Origin of the sequence: Streptomyces sp. NPDC058955 (genome assembly GCF_042741435.1) — a bacterium.
Lineage (GTDB): Bacteria > Actinomycetota > Actinomycetes > Streptomycetales > Streptomycetaceae > Streptomyces.
Window position 1 is genome coordinate 38560 of the sequence record NZ_JBHYKM010000015.1, and the last position, 14514, is coordinate 53073.

The window sequence follows — 14514 nt, forward strand, 5'->3', positions numbered from 1 at the left end:
GAACGCCACCAAGCTCGTCGCCGACAAGAGCGTGGGCGGGGGCGGGGGGGCCCGGGACACCCCCCGGGCCCCGGCCCGGGCTCTCGTCATCGAACCACCCCCCGGGTGGCTGGGCTCGGGTGACACCCACCCCCCCCCCCCCCCCCTCTGCCCGCCGCCCGCGCCCCGCGCACCCCCCCGCCTCGCGCCCCCCCGGGGTGGGGGGGCCGCTCGGGCGCCCCCCCACCCGCCCCGTCAGGCGTACGAGAGGCCGAAGCCGACCGGGTACAGCGTCACCGCCGGGTCCTCGGCGCTCCGCACCGGCACCGGCAGCCGCCCGCGCGGCTTCGCCCGCCCGGCCAGCACCCGGACGGCGGCGCGCAGTTCGACGTCGGTCCACGCGTAGGCGGCCAGGGTGGCCCGCTGCCCGGAGATCCGGGCGACGTCGTACGGGTTGCGGATCGCGACCGTCACCACCGGCACCCCGGTCGCCACGAGGCGCGCCACCAGGGTCCGCTGCGGGCCGGCCGCGGTCAGGTTGTACGTGCCCACCACGATCACGTCCTGGCCGGCCGCGGCCGCCACCGCCTCCTCGATCCGGGCCGCCGTCGGGGTGATCCCGGTGGACAGGACGGTCGGGGTGAAGCCCAGCTCGCGCAGGGCCCCGCCGAGGGTGGTGGTCGGCGGTCCCGTCGTCCCGGACGGGGAGGCGGGGTCGGCGCCGACGACCAGGACCTTCCCGTGCGAGGCGGGGGAGAGCGGCAGGAAGCCGTCCTCGTTGACGAGGAGGGTGGTGGTCCGTTCGGCGATCCGGTCGGCCTCGTCGAGGTGCCGGGCGGTGCCGACGGTCGCGTCGACGGCCGCCCGGGTCGTGTACGGGTCGGCGAACAGCCCCCGCCTGGCCTTCAGGCGCAGGATCCGCAGAACCGATTCCTCGATCCGCTGCTCCGTCAGCTCCCCGTCCCGGACCGCCTTCAGGACCGCGTTCCAGGCCACGTCCAGCTTCGGCGGGTTGAGCAGCTGGTCCACGCCCGCCTTGAGGGCGAGCACCGGCACCCGGTCGTCGCCGTACTTGGTGCGCACGCCCTGCATGTCGAGGGCGTCGGTCACCACCACCCCGTCGTAGCCGAGCTGTTCGCGGAGCACGCCGGTGAGGATGGGGTGCGAGAGCGTCGCCGGGTCCTCGGACGGGTCGAGCGCCGGGACGACGAGGTGCGCGGTCATGATCGCGTCGATGCCGGCGGCGATCGCGGCCCGGAACGGCGGGGCGTCCAGCTCGGCCCACTGGGCGCGGGTGTGGGTGATGACCGGCAGGCCGTAGTGGCTGTCGACGGCGGTGTCGCCGTGGCCGGGGAAGTGCTTGGCGGTGGCCGCGACGCCGGCGCCCTGGTAGCCGCGGATCTGCGCGGTGACGAGATGGGAGACCGCGCCGGGGTCGGAGCCGAGGGAGCGGACGCCGATGACCGGGTTGGCCGGGTTGACGTTGACGTCGGCGACCGGGGCGTAGTTCTGCCGGATGCCCAGCGCGGCCAGCTCGGCGCCGGCGATCCGGGCCGCCTTGCGGGTGTCCGCCGGGGAGCCGCCCGCGCCCAGCGCCATCGCGCCCGGGAGGAGGGTGGCGGGCTCGCCGACCCGGCAGACGATGCCGTGCTCCTGGTCGGTGGAGATCAGCACGGGGACGGGGGTGCCCGCGGCGAGCGCGGCGGCCTGGATGCCGTTGGACAGCTCGGCGATCTGGTGCGGGTCGCGGGTGTTGTGGGCCCAGGCGAAGTAGATGATCCCGCCGAGGTGGTAGCGCTCCAGGAGTTCGGCGGCGGTGCGGACGCCGAGTTCCCGGAGGTTGGCGTCGGCGTCGGCCTGGTCGGGGGCGGTGGCCGAATGGCCGTACACCCGGCTGACGAAGAGCTGGCCGACCTTCTCCTCCAGCGACATCCGGCCGACGATCCGGCGCAGCCGCTCCTCGGTCCTGGCGTCGGTGGCGTGGGCGGCGGGGGCGACGGCCCCGGTGACGGCCGCGGCAGTGGCGGCCGCGGAGACGGCGAGCAGGGTGCGGCGGGTGGGGGCGAGAGGCGTGCGGCGGGTGGGGGCGAGAGGCGTGCGGCGGGTGGGGACGGGGGCGGGGTGGGGCACTGGTGCTCCTTCCGGCCGTGCGGGGGTGGGCAGTAGGTGAAAGAAACTGCCAAGGTGAACGGATAGTCTGAAAGTAACTACCAGGTCAAGGATTCCCGCACGAATCGCCGAGAAGGCTCCGTCTGCTCCGTCCCGTCTCAGGCCGCCGACGCGATCGACGGCCACAGCTCCTGGAGCGTACGGACCGTCTCCACGATCGCCGGACGGCGCGCCGCACCCGTGCGCCACAGCGCGTGCAGCCGGCGCGTGGGCGCCGGGTCCAGCCGCAGCGGAGCCACCTCGGGCGGCAGTCCGCCGCGCCCCAGCCGGGGGACCAGCGCGATGCCGAGACCGGCCGCGACCAGCGCGACCTGGGTGTGGTTCTCCTCCGCCTGATGGACGATCAGCGGCTCCACCCCGGTGGCCCGCAGCGTCCGCGCCAGCCAGTCGTGGCAGACCGTCCCCGGCGGCTGCGAGATCCACCGCTCGTCGGCCAGCTCCTCCCGCCGCACCGACCGCCGGGCCGCCAGCGGATGGTCGCGGTGGACGAGGATGTCGCAGCCGTCGTCGCCGATGACCGCCTGCTCGACGCCGGGCGGCGTCGGCAGCGGGGCGATGTCCCAGTCGTGGGCGACGGCCAGGTCGAGCACCCCGCGTGCCACCAGGTCCACCGACAGGTGCGGGTCGACCTCGGTCAGCCGGGCGTCCAGGCCGGGGTGGCGCACCGCCAGGTCCGCGAGCACCCGGGGCATCAGACCCCGCGCCGCGCTCGGGAAGCAGCCGATCGACAGCCGTCCGGCGGGCAGCCCCCGCCGCTCTTCGAGTCGTACCTCCGCCTCCTCCACGATCGCCAGCAACTGCCGTGCGGTGGAGGCGAGTTGACGGGCCTCGTCGGTGAGTCGGACGCCCCGCCCGCTCCGTTCGAGCAGGGTCGTGCGGGTCTCCCGCTCCAGCTTCGCGATCTGCTGGGAGACCGCCGACGGGGTGTAGCCGAGCGCCGTCGCGGCGGCGCCCACGCTGCCGTGGACGGAGACGGCGTGCAGGGCGCGCAGACGGCCGAGATCGAGCACGGGAACCTCCGGCGGGCGCTCTGGATTCAGTATCGCTTCATCCAACCATGAAGAGACCTGTGCTGGTGCTACACGGTCGGACGCGGTCATGCTCGCTTCCATGCGCCCCGCACACATCGCCCTCGCCGCGCTCGTCGCCGCGGTCTGGGGGGTCAACTTCGTCGTCATCGAGATCGGCCTCGACCACTTCCCCCCGCTGCTCTTCTCCGCGCTCCGCTTCCTCGCCGCCGCCCTTCCCGCGGTCTTCCTCGTCGGCCGCCCCAAGGTCGCCTGGAAGTGGATCGTCGCCGTCGGACTCGCCCTGGGCGTCGCCAAGTTCGGCCTCCTCTTCACCGGCATGGACCTCGGCGCCCCCGCCGGACTCTCCTCCCTCGTCCTCCAGGTGCAGGCCGTCTTCACCGCCCTCTTCGCCTTCGCCGCCCTCGGCGAACGCCCCGCCCGGCGCGCCGTCCTCGGCATGGCCGTCGCGCTCGCGGGCATCGGCGTCGCCGCCGTCGACGAGGGCACCTCCGGGCCGGTCACCGGCTTCGTCCTGGTCATCGCGGCCGCGGCCTGCTGGGGCGTCTCCAACGTCCTCACCCGCAAGGCCGCCCCGCCCGACCCGCTCAACTGGATGGTCTGGGTCAGCACCGTGCCCGTCCTGCCGCTGCTCGCCCTCTCCCTCCTCCTGGAGGGCCCCGAGCGGGACCTGGCCGCGCTCCGCGCCCTCGACTGGACCGGCGTCGGCGTCATCCTCTACGTCGCCTGGGTCACCACCGTCTTCGGCTTCGGCGCCTGGGGCTGGCTGCTCCGCCGTCACCCCGCCTCCTCCGTCGCCCCCTTCTCCCTCCTCGTCCCCGTCTTCGGCATGTCCTCCGCCGCGCTCTTCCTCGGCGAGTCGGTGGGCCCGCTGCGCTGGGTCGCGGCGGCGCTCCTGGTCGGCGGCGTGGCCCTGACGTCGCTCGCCCCGAGGCGTACGGCCCCCGGCCCGGCGGAGCCCGTGCCGGGGGCGGCGGGCGCGGCGGAGCCCCTGCCGGGTGCGGCGGACGCCCGGCATTCGGACGCCTCCCCGGCTTCCTCCGGGGGACAGGACGAGCCCGCCGCCGCGGCCCCGGCGCCCGGGAGCCCTTCCATGACGTCATGACCCCACGACTGCTGCGCGGGGCGCTGCTCGGCGCCCTGCTGACGATCCCCTTCCTCGCCCACCCGGCCGCCGCCGTCCAGGAGGACTTCGCCCTCGACGAGTCCGGTACGGACGGGGTCGTCGTCTCGTGCGACCCGAGCGCCCCGGCCGCCTGTCACTGGCGCCTCACCGGCACCGCGACCGGCACCGGCCTGCCGTACGGGCAGGAAGGCCTCCACGTGATCGTGGACCTGCGCACCGGCGGCGCCTGGGACGCGGACGGCTGCCAGCCGCTCGCGGACGGCAGCACGGTGACCTTCCACCGGCGGCTCGACCACACGGACCTCGGCTGGCGGAAGCGGCTGAACGGCCGGTACTGCACGGCGGCCGGCGGCGGGCACGTCCTGAACGCGGTCACCGTGGTCGAACCGGCCTCCCGCCCCGGCCGCTACCGGCAGGTCACCGGCGCCGGGACGATGACCCTCCGGGACGGCGTCGGCAACACCCCGGGCAGCACGGGCCCGTGGCAGGCGGGCGAGGCGGGCGTCCTCACGTACTGACGGCCTCACGTACGGACGGCCTCACGCACGGACGGCCTCACGCACGGACGGCCCGGGAAATCCCGGCGGGGCGGCCGGGCGGATGATCTAGGGTGCCAGGATGGATCTCGTACCCGTCGACCGCTCCCCGTCCGCCCCCGGCACCGTCCTCGTCAGCGGCATCCCGGGCAGCGGCAAGTCCACCGTCGCGGCGGCCCTCGCCGCCCGCTTCGCGATGTCCGCGCACATCGAGGTCGACGAGCTCCAGAACCTGATCGTCCGGGGCTGCCACTGGCCCACCCCGGACGGCGACCCGGAGGCCGACCGGCAGATCTTCCTCCGGGCCCGCAACGCCTCTCTGCTCGCCGGCAGCTTCGTCACGGCCGGCTTCCTGCCGGTCGTCGACGACGTCGTCGTCCGCCGCTCCCACCTGGGCTTCTACCGCGAACGGATGACGGCGGGCCCGCTGCACGTGGTCTTCCTCGCCCCCGGCCCCGACAAGGCGTGGGAACGCAACAACGCCCGCCACAAGCGCCTCACCACCAACTGGGCCTTCCTCGACGAGGCCATGCGCGAGGAATTGTCCGGCGAGGGCGTCTGGATCGACAACGCCGACCAGACGGTGGACGAGACGGTCGACGCGGTCCTGGCCGCGACGGGCCTGGCCGTCCACGCGACCGACCCCGCCGACGCGTAACCGCGCCGACGTAGCCGTCCCTACCCCCGGGGCGCCCCCGTCGAGTCCCGTACCACCAGCTCGGCCGGGACCGTCTCCGCGCCGTCGGCCGGGGCGTCCTGCGTGCCCATCGCCAGCCGGCCGGCGCGGACGCCGGAGTCGTGGAGCGGGAGGCGGACGGTGGTCAGGGCGGGGACCGCGTCGACCGAGAACGGCAGGTCGTCGAAGCCGGCCACCGAGACGTCGCCGGGGATCGACAGGCCCCGCTCCCGCAGCGCCGCGCAGACGCCCAGGGCCACCGTGTCGTTGGCGGCGACGATCGCCGTGAGGTCCGGGTCGCGGTCGAGGAGCTCCGCGACGGCCGCGTGGCCGGAGGCGCGGTCGTACGGGCCGTGGACGGTCGGCCCCTCGGCGGCGCCCGCCGCCGCGAGGGCGTCCCGGTGGCCCTCCAGGCGGTGCCGGGTGGTGGTGCGGTCGGCGGGGCCCGCGACGTAACCGATCCGGGTGTGGCCGAGGCCGAGCAGGTGCTCGGTGAGGCGGCGCCCGCCGGTGCGGTTGTCGAAGACCAGCGCGGCGGTGTGCGCGTCGCCGGGCACCGGCGGCCGGCCGCACAGTACGACCCGCGTCCCCGCCTCGGCCATCCGCGACAACTTGGCGGCGGTCGCGGCCAGGTGCTCCGGGTCCTCCAGCGAGCCGCCCATGAGGATCACGGCGGCGGCGCGCTGCCGCTGGAGCAGCGTGAGGTAGGTGAGCTCGCGCTCAGGGGAGCCGCCGGTGTTGCAGACGACCGCCAGCTTCTCGCCGCCCGCGCGGCCCGACGCGCCCTCGCCGATCGCGCTCTGTGCCGCGCTCGCCATGATCCCGAAGAAGGGGTCGGCGATGTCGTTGACCAGCACCCCGACCAGGTCGGAGGTGGCGGCGGCGAGCGAGCTGGCGGGCCCGTTCAGGACGTAGTCCAGCTCCTCGACGGCCTTCAGGACCCGCTCCCGCGTCGACGCGGCGACCGGGTAGTTGCCGTTCAGGACGCGGGAGACGGTCGCGGGGGACACCCGGGCGCGGGCGGCCACGTCCGAAAGGGTGACGGTCATCGCGTGCGTACCTCCGACATCGCGTGCACAGCTCCAAGGCCGCAGACGCCGGGGCCTTGTCCGGCGTGATGTCGGCAGGCTAGCGTCATCTGCGGCAGAAAGCGCTTTCTATCGTCGCGCCGAAAGCGCTTTCTGCCCGCATGGCGCTTTCCGTCGTGCTTCCACGCGGTGAACGAGGGCTGCAGGCCCGCCGGAGAGAGGAACCTTCCATGACACGCAGGACCGTCCGCATCGCCATGAACGGCGTGACCGGACGCATGGGCTACCGCCAGCACCTCGTCCGCTCGATCCTCGCGCTCCGCGAGCAGGGCGGCCTCGACCTCGGCGACGGACGGGTCCTCTGGCCCGAGCCCGTCCTCGTCGGCCGCCGCGAACACGCCCTGCGCGCCCTCGCCGAGCGGCACGGCCTCACCGAGTGGTCCACCGACCTCGACGCCGTCCTCGCCGACGACTCCATCGACATCTACTTCGACGCCCAGGTCACCTCGGCCCGCGTCGACGCCCTCACCAAGGCGATCGCCGCCGGCAAGCACCTCTACACCGAGAAGCCCACCGCCGCCGACTTCGCCGGCGCCCTCGACCTCGCCCGGCTCGCCGACGCGAAGGGCATCAAGCACGGCGTCGTCCAGGACAAGCTCTTCCTCCCCGGCCTGCTCAAGCTCAAGCGGCTCATCGACGGCGGCTTCTTCGGCGAGATCCTGTCCGTCCGCGGCGAGTTCGGCTACTGGGTTTTCGAGGGCGACTGGCAGGAGGCCCAGCGCCCCAGCTGGAACTACCGCTCCGAGGACGGCGGCGGCATCGTCGTCGACATGTTCCCGCACTGGGAGTACGTGCTCCACGAGCTCTTCGGCCGGGTCACCTCCGTCTCCGCCGAGATCGCCACCCACGTGCCGCGCCGCTGGGACGAGCAGGGCAAGCCGTACGAGGCGACCGCCGACGACGCCGCCTACGGCACCTTCCACCTGGAGGGCGGCGCCATCGCCCAGATCAACTCCTCCTGGGCGGTCCGCGTCAACCGCGACGAGCTCGTCGAGTTCCAGGTCGACGGCACCGAGGGCTCCGCCGTCGCCGGACTGCGCAACTGCCGCGTCCAGCACCGCGGCCTCACCCCCAAGCCGGTCTGGAACCCCGACATCCCCGCCACCTACTCCTTCCGCGAGCAGTGGCAGGAGGTCCCCGACAACGCCGACTTCGACAACGGCTTCAAGGCCCAGTGGGAGCTCTTCCTCCGGCACGTCGTCCTCGACGAGCCGTACCACTGGGACCTGCTCGCCGGCGCCCGCGGCGTCCAGCTCGCCGAGCTGGGCCTGAAGTCCGCCGCCGAGGGCCGCCGCCTCGACGTCCCGGAGGTCTCCCTGTGACCCTCCACCTCCCGGTCCCCGGCGGCGGCACGCGCGCGTACGAGCCCCGCACCGAGCCGCTCGCGCCCACCGCGGCCGGCCCGCTCACCTCCCGTACGGTCTTCTCCGCCGCGCACGTCGTCGCCGACCCGTACGCCGACACCACCCCCGACGGCCCCGCCGCCGTCGACTGGGACGCCACCCTCGCCTTCCGCCGCCACCTGTGGTCCCACGGCCTCGGCGTCGCGGAGGCCATGGACACCGCCCAGCGCGGCATGGGCCTCGACTGGGCGGGCGCCGCCGAACTCATCCGCCGCAGCGCCGCCGAGGCGAAGGCCGAGGGCGGTCGCATCGCCTGCGGCGTCGGCACCGACCAGCTCACCGGCCCCGCCACGCTCGCGCAGATCCGCGCCGCGTACGAGGAGCAGCTCGCCGTCGTCGAGGAGTCCGGCGCCCAGGCCATCCTGATGGCCTCCCGCGCCCTTGCCGCCGCGGCCACCGGCCCCGAGGACTACCTCGACCTCTACGGCCACCTGCTGCGCCAGGCCGCCGAACCCGTGGTCCTCCACTGGCTCGGCCCGATGTTCGACCCGGCCCTGGAGGGGTACTGGGGCTCCGCCGACCTCGACGCGGCCACCGAGACCTTCCTGGAGGTCATCGCCGCCCACCCCGACAAGGTCGACGGCATCAAGATCTCCCTCCTCGACGCGGGCCGCGAGGTCGCCCTGCGACGTCGCCTCCCCGAGGGCGTCCGCTGCTACACCGGCGACGACTTCCACTACCCCGAGCTGATCGCGGGAGAGGAGCCCTCGGCGGGCGGGCGCTTCAGCCACGCCCTGCTCGGCATCTTCGACCCGCTCGGCCCGCTGGCGGCGGAGGCGGTCCGGGTCCTCGACACCGGCGACACGGCGGGCTTCCGCAAGCTCCTCGACCCGACGGTCGCCCTCTCCCGGCACCTCTTCGAGCCGCCGACCCGCTACTACAAGACGGGCGTGGTCCTCCTCGCCTGGCTCGCCGGCCACCAGGAGCACTTCACCCTGGTCGGCGGCCTCCACTCGGCCCGCTCCCTGCCGCACCTGGCCCGCGCCTACGAACTCGCCGACGGACTCGGCCTGTTCCCGGACCCGGCCCGCGCGGAGTCCCGGATGCGCGCCCTCCTCACCGTCCACGGAGTCCCCCAGTGAACCTCGACCGCTTCGGCATCAACCAGATGACGGTGAAGCAGCTCCCGCTGCCGCGGCTGGTGGAGGAGTGCGTCCGCCTCGGCATCCCCGGCATCGGCCTGTGGCGGGACCCGGTGAAGGAGTACGGGATCGAGGCGACGGCCGCGCTCGTGCGGGACGCCGGGCTGGCCGTCACCACCCTCTGCCGCGGCGGCTTCTTCACCGGCGACGGCTGGGAGGCCGACAACCGGGCGGCGATCGACGAGGCGGCAGCGCTCGGCACCGACACCCTCGTCCTGGTCTCCGGCGGCCTGCCCGCCGGCAGCCGCGACCTGCCCGGCGCCCGCGCGCGCATCGCGGACGCGATCGGCGTCCTCGCCCCCTACGCGGGCGAGCGCGGGGTCCGGCTCGCCATCGAACCCCTCCACCCCATGTACGCCTCCGACCGCTGCGCGATCTCCACCCTGGACCAGGCCCTGGACATCGCGGAGCGCCACCCGGCCGAGCAGGTGGGCGTCACCGTCGACACGTACCACCTCTGGTGGGACGAGAACGCCCCGGCGGCCGTGGAACGCGCCGCCGCCGGCGGCCGTATCCACTCCTTCCAGCTCGCCGACTGGACGACCCCCCTCCCGGAGGGCGTCCTCAACGGCCGGGGCCAGCTCGGCACGGGATCCATCGACCTCACCTGGTGGGCGGGGCTGCTGGAGCGCGTCGGCTACACGGGCCCGGTGGAGGTCGAACTCTTCAACGACGCGCTCTGGGCGAGGGACGGCGTCGAGGTCCTGGAGGAGACCCTGGAGGCGTTCCTGAAGGTCTGAGCCCGCTTGGATCCTGGATCCAAGCTCCTGGATCTTGGATCCACGCTTCTGGATCCTGGATCCAGAAGCCGTGCGCGGCGGAGCCGGGCTACTTCTTCCCGCCGCCCAGCAGGTCGCCCAGGCCCCCGCCGCCCTTCCCGGCCGTGGCGCGCCGCGTCAGGACCGCGAGCACCACGGGGACCAGGAGGTCCACCGCGCGGTTCACGGTGGCCGGGGGGAGGCCGGTGCGCTTGGCGACGGCGTTGGCGGCGGGTCTCGCCAGCTTGGCGAGGACGCCGGCCATCAGGCCGCCCGCCGCGAGGCCGCCGAAGGAGGCGACGCCCTGGAGCGGCGGCTCCTCGGAGGCGACCTCGTCGACGGCGGCCTTGACCTCGTCCGCGCTGCCCGGTTCCGCCGCCGCCTGCCGCAGCTCGCCCGACAGCTCCGTGACCGAGCCGTCGACGAGCGCACGCGCGCCGGCCGTGTCGGTGCCGGCGAGCGCGGCGATCTCCGCCAGACGGTCCTCGCCGAGTTCGGTCAAGACCTCGTCCTGGAAAGAGTGACTGCTCTCGCTCATGTCCGAAACGCTACGTTTCATCGCCCTGTTCGGCACCCCGGGGCGGGAGTTGTCCACAGCCCCCCCGCCCTGTCGGCGGCCTTCGCTACGGTCGGGTCATGTCCAACGAGGGTCAGCCGTACCGCCCCGCCGTCCTGGAGGGCGTGCTGGAGAGGATCACGTACGCCAACGAGGAGAGCGGCTACACGGTCGCCCGGGTCGACACCGGCCGGGGCGCCGGGGACCTGCTCACCGTCGTCGGCGCGCTGCTCGGCGCCCAGCCGGGGGAGTCGCTGCGGATGGAGGGGCGCTGGGGGTCGCACCCGCAGTACGGCCGGCAGTTCCACGTGGACAACTACACGACCGTGCTGCCCGCCACCATCCAGGGCATCCGCCGCTATCTCGGCTCCGGCCTGGTCAAGGGCATCGGCCCCGTCTTCGCCGACCGCATCACCACCCACTTCGGCCTGGACACCCTCGACATCCTGGAGGAGGCCCCGGGCCGGCTGATCGAGGTCCCCGGGCTCGGGCCGAAGCGGACGAAGAAGATCACCGCCGCCTGGGAGGAGCAGAAGGCGATCAAGGAGGTGATGGTCTTCCTCCAGACCGTCGGCGTCTCCACCTCCATCGCCGTCCGCATCTACAAGCAGTACGGCGACGACTCGATCTCCGTCGTGCGCGAGCGGCCCTACCGGCTCGCCGCCGACGTCTGGGGCATCGGCTTCCTCACCGCCGACCGGATCGCCCAGTCCGTCGGCATCCCGCACGACAGCCCGGAGCGGGTGAAGGCCGGCCTCCAGCACGCCCTGTCCCAGTCCGCCGACCAGGGCCACTGCTTCCTCCCCGAGGAGCGGCTGATCGCCGACTCCGTGAAGCTGCTCCAGGTGGACACCGGGCTCGTCATCGAGTGCCTGGCCGAGCTGGCCGAGGACCCCGAGGGGGTCGTCCGGGAGGCGGTCCCCGGCCCGGAGGGCGAGCCGGTCACGGCCGTCTATCTGATCCCCTTCCACCGGGCCGAGCTCTCCCTCGCCGGGCAGCTGCGGCGCCTGCTCCGCGCCCCGGAGGACCGGATGCCCGCCTTCCGGGACGTGGCCTGGGACAAGGCGCTGGCGTGGCTCGCGGACCGCACGGGGGCCACCCTGGCGCCCGAGCAGGAGCAGGCCGTCCGGCTGGCGCTGACGGAGAAGGTCGCCGTCCTCACCGGCGGCCCCGGCTGCGGCAAGTCCTTCACGGTCCGGTCCGTCGTGGAGCTGGCCCGGGCCAAGAAGGCCAAGGTGGTCCTCGCGGCGCCGACCGGCCGCGCGGCCAAGCGGCTCGCCGAGCTGACGGGCGCCGAGGCGTCCACCGTCCACCGGCTGCTCGAACTGAAGCCGGGCGGGGATGCGGCGTACGACCGGGACCGGCCGCTCGACGCCGACCTCGTCGTGGTCGACGAGGCGTCGATGCTCGACCTGCTGCTCGCGAACAAGCTGGTCAAGGCGGTCGCGCCGGGCGCCCATCTGCTCCTGGTGGGGGACGTGGACCAGCTGCCCTCGGTGGGCGCCGGCGAGGTCCTGGGCGACCTGCTCGCCCCCGGCAGCCCGGTCCCGGCCGTCCGGCTGACCCGGATCTTCCGCCAGGCCCAGCAGTCCGGCGTGGTCACCAACGCCCACCGGATCAACGGGGGGCTGCCGCCCACCACCACGGGCCTGCCGGACTTCTTCCTCTTCGCGGAGGAGGAGACGGAGGACGCGGCCCGGGTCGCCGTCGAGGTCGCCGCCCGGCGCATTCCGGCCAGATTCGGCCTCGACCCGCGCCGGGACGTGCAGGTCCTGGCCCCGATGCACCGCGGCCCGGCGGGCGCGGGCGCGCTGAACGGGCTGCTCCAGCAGGCGATCACCCCGGCCCGTCCGGACCTCCCGGAGAAGCGGTTCGGCGGCCGGGTGTTCCGGGTGGGGGACAAGGTCACCCAGATCAGGAACAACTACGAGAAGGGGGCGAACGGGGTCTTCAACGGTACGGTCGGAGTGGTGACGGCGCTGGACCCCGTGGAGCAGCGCCTGACCGTCCGGACGGACGAGGACGAGGAGGTGCCGTACGGCTTCGACGAACTGGACGAGCTGTCCCACGCGTACGCGGTCACCATCCACCGTTCGCAGGGCAGTGAGTATCCGGCCGTGGTGATCCCGGTCACCATGAGTGCGTGGATGATGCTCCAGCGGAACCTGCTCTACACCGCCGTGACCCGGGCGCGGAAGCTCGTCGTCCTGGTCGGCTCGCGCCGCGCGATCGCCCAGGCGGTCCGCACGGTCTCGGCGGGCCGGCGCTTTACCGCACTGGCCCATCGGCTCACAGGGGCTGCCCCCGTGTGAAAGATCACGGAGGACTACCGGAACCGGGGCGAAGGGGGCAGGATAAGCAGGTTGGCGGCACTGAGTGCCGCCGATTGGCCCAATGGCGACCCCGAGTGCACTCTCCTGAGCCAAGTGGGGGATGGTAGAGACAGTCAGGGCACCTCGAAGAAGAGGCACTACGTCGGTGAGGGATGACGTGAGCGACAACTCTGTAGTACTGCGGTACGCGGACGGTGAATACACCTACCCGGTGGTCGAGAGCACCGTCGGCGACAAGGGCTTCGACATCGGCAAGCTGCGAGCCCAGACCGGTCTGGTCACCCTGGACAGCGGATACGGCAACACCGCCGCCTACAAATCCGCGATCACCTACCTCGATGGTGAGCAGGGCATCCTGCGGTACCGCGGTTACCCCATCGAGCAGCTGGCCGAGCAGTCCACCTTCCTGGAGGTGGCGTACCTGCTGATCAACGGTGAGCTGCCGAAGGCGGACGAGCTCTCCGTCTTCCAGAACGAGATCACCCAGCACACGCTGGTCCACGAGGACGTCAAGAACTTCTTCCGCGGCTTCCCGCGGGACGCCCACCCGATGGCGATGCTGTCCTCGGTGGTCTCCGCGCTGTCCACCTTCTACCAGGACAGCCACAACCCGTTCGACGAGACGCAGCGCCACCTGTCGACGATCCGGCTCCTCGCGAAGCTGCCGACGATCGCCGCGTACGCGTACAAGAAGTCGATCGGCCACCCGTTCGTCTACCCGCGGAACGACCTCGGCTACGTCGAGAACTTCCTGCGCATGACGTTCTCGGTGCCGGCCCAGGAGTACGAGCTCGACCCGGTCGTCGTCTCGGCGCTCGACAAGCTCCTCATCCTGCACGCGGACCACGAGCAGAACTGTTCGACGTCCACCGTGCGTCTGGTCGGCTCCTCGCAGGCGAACATGTTCGCCTCGATCTCGGCCGGCATCTCCGCGCTGTGGGGCCCCCTGCACGGCGGCGCCAACCAGTCGGTCCTGGAGATGCTGGAGGGCATCAAGGCCAACGGCGGCGACGTCGACTCCTTCATCCGCAAGGTGAAGAACAAGGAGGACGGCGTCCGCCTGATGGGCTTCGGCCACCGGGTGTACAAGTCCTTCGACCCGCGCGCCAAGATCATCAAGGCGGCGGCGCACGACGTCCTCTCGGCCCTCGGCAAGTCCGACGAGCTGCTGGACATCGCGCTCAAGCTGGAGGAGCACGCGCTCTCCGACGACTACTTCGTCTCGCGCAACCTCTACCCGAACGTGGACTTCTACACGGGCCTCATCTACCGCGCGATGGGCTTCCCGACCGAGATGTTCACCGTGCTCTTCGCGCTCGGCCGCCTCCCCGGCTGGATCGCCCAGTGGCACGAGATGATCAAGGAGCCCGGCTCCCGCATCGGTCGCCCGCGCCAGATCTACACCGGCGAGGTCCTCCGCGACTTCGTCCCGGTCGACGAGCGCTGAGCCGACCCCGCACAGGTCGGCTGAGGGCCCGGGAGCGCCCCGGAGGCGAACCGAGCCTCGAAAATTCAGAAGCGCCCCGCTCTCCGATCCCCCCACGGGTCGGCGAGCGGGGCGCTTCCCATATCCCCGGTGCGGATTCCCCCCACGGGATCCGGGCCGGGCGTCCGGTGCGCGGTCTGCCGGGGTACGTACGGGAGGGCCGCTCAAGCTCCCCGCTGCACGTGCCCCGGCCGCGCTTGCCTGTCGGGACGTCCCCCAAGACCTCCCGACGAA

12 protein-coding genes are annotated in these 14514 nt (G+C 73.3%); 8 read left to right on the plus strand and 4 right to left on the minus strand.

Annotated elements, in window-relative coordinates:
- Positions 1 to 234: 234 nt before the first annotated feature.
- Positions 235 to 2025, minus strand: coding sequence for a glycoside hydrolase family 3 protein (locus ACFW1I_RS09185; protein WP_384667932.1), 1791 nt, complete (start codon positions 2023 to 2025; stop codon positions 235 to 237).
- A gap of 221 nt (positions 2026 to 2246) precedes the next feature.
- Positions 2247 to 3158 (minus strand): LysR family transcriptional regulator, encoded by a 912-nt coding sequence (locus ACFW1I_RS09190; protein ID WP_384667826.1) that lies wholly within the window; start codon positions 3156 to 3158, stop codon positions 2247 to 2249.
- 100 nt (positions 3159 to 3258) lie between these two features.
- Here ACFW1I_RS09190 and ACFW1I_RS09195 point away from each other — a divergent pair, with 100 nt between their 5' ends.
- The 3 genes from ACFW1I_RS09195 to ACFW1I_RS09205 all read left to right on the plus strand — a co-directional run bounded on the left by ACFW1I_RS09195 (position 3259) and on the right by ACFW1I_RS09205 (position 5496).
- A complete protein-coding gene (locus ACFW1I_RS09195) occupies positions 3259 to 4281 on the plus strand; it encodes an EamA family transporter (protein ID WP_384667829.1) in 1023 nt (340 codons plus the stop codon).
- Positions 4278 to 4820, plus strand: coding sequence for a hypothetical protein (locus ACFW1I_RS09200; protein WP_384667831.1), 543 nt, complete (start codon positions 4278 to 4280; stop codon positions 4818 to 4820). Before ACFW1I_RS09195 ends, ACFW1I_RS09200 begins: the two co-directional genes overlap by 4 nt.
- Positions 4821 to 4920: 100 nt before the next feature.
- Positions 4921 to 5496, plus strand: a complete 576-nt coding sequence (locus ACFW1I_RS09205) for an AAA family ATPase (RefSeq protein ID WP_384667833.1) — start codon at positions 4921 to 4923, stop codon at positions 5494 to 5496.
- A gap of 20 nt (positions 5497 to 5516) precedes the next feature.
- Here ACFW1I_RS09205 and ACFW1I_RS09210 read toward each other — a convergent pair whose 3' ends face one another.
- Positions 5517 to 6563 carry a LacI family DNA-binding transcriptional regulator gene (locus ACFW1I_RS09210; protein WP_384667835.1) on the minus strand — a complete coding sequence of 349 codons (1047 nt, stop codon included), beginning with the start codon at positions 6561 to 6563 and terminating at the stop codon, positions 5517 to 5519.
- Between the two features lie 209 nt (positions 6564 to 6772).
- Between ACFW1I_RS09210 and ACFW1I_RS09215 the strand changes: the two genes are divergently transcribed.
- From ACFW1I_RS09215 to ACFW1I_RS09225, 3 genes are read left to right on the plus strand one after another with little or no spacing between them, the layout of a single operon-like run.
- Entirely contained in the window at positions 6773 to 7924 is a 1152-nt protein-coding gene (locus tag ACFW1I_RS09215) for a Gfo/Idh/MocA family protein (RefSeq protein WP_384667838.1), read from the plus strand.
- Positions 7921 to 9087, plus strand: coding sequence for a dihydrodipicolinate synthase family protein (locus tag ACFW1I_RS09220; RefSeq protein WP_384667841.1), 1167 nt, complete (start codon positions 7921 to 7923; stop codon positions 9085 to 9087). Before ACFW1I_RS09215 ends, ACFW1I_RS09220 begins: the two co-directional genes overlap by 4 nt.
- Before the next feature lie 26 nt (positions 9088 to 9113).
- The gene (locus ACFW1I_RS09225; protein ID WP_384667934.1) at positions 9114 to 9887 is read left to right on the plus strand and encodes a sugar phosphate isomerase/epimerase family protein; all 774 of its coding nucleotides are present in this window, start codon (positions 9114 to 9116) and stop codon (positions 9885 to 9887) included.
- Positions 9888 to 9975: 88 nt separating this feature from the next.
- On the opposite strand, the gene ACFW1I_RS09230 is transcribed toward ACFW1I_RS09225, so the two are convergent.
- A complete protein-coding gene (locus ACFW1I_RS09230) occupies positions 9976 to 10443 on the minus strand; it encodes a DUF937 domain-containing protein (protein ID WP_384667844.1) in 468 nt (155 codons plus the stop codon).
- Positions 10444 to 10541: 98 nt separating this feature from the next.
- Between ACFW1I_RS09230 and ACFW1I_RS09235 the strand changes: the two genes are divergently transcribed.
- A complete protein-coding gene (locus tag ACFW1I_RS09235) occupies positions 10542 to 12773 on the plus strand; it encodes an ATP-dependent RecD-like DNA helicase (protein WP_384667847.1) in 2232 nt (743 codons plus the stop codon).
- A 178-nt stretch (positions 12774 to 12951) separates the two neighbouring features.
- Entirely contained in the window at positions 12952 to 14241 is a 1290-nt protein-coding gene (locus ACFW1I_RS09240; RefSeq protein WP_384667851.1) for a citrate synthase, read from the plus strand.
- Positions 14242 to 14514 lie beyond the last annotated feature (273 nt).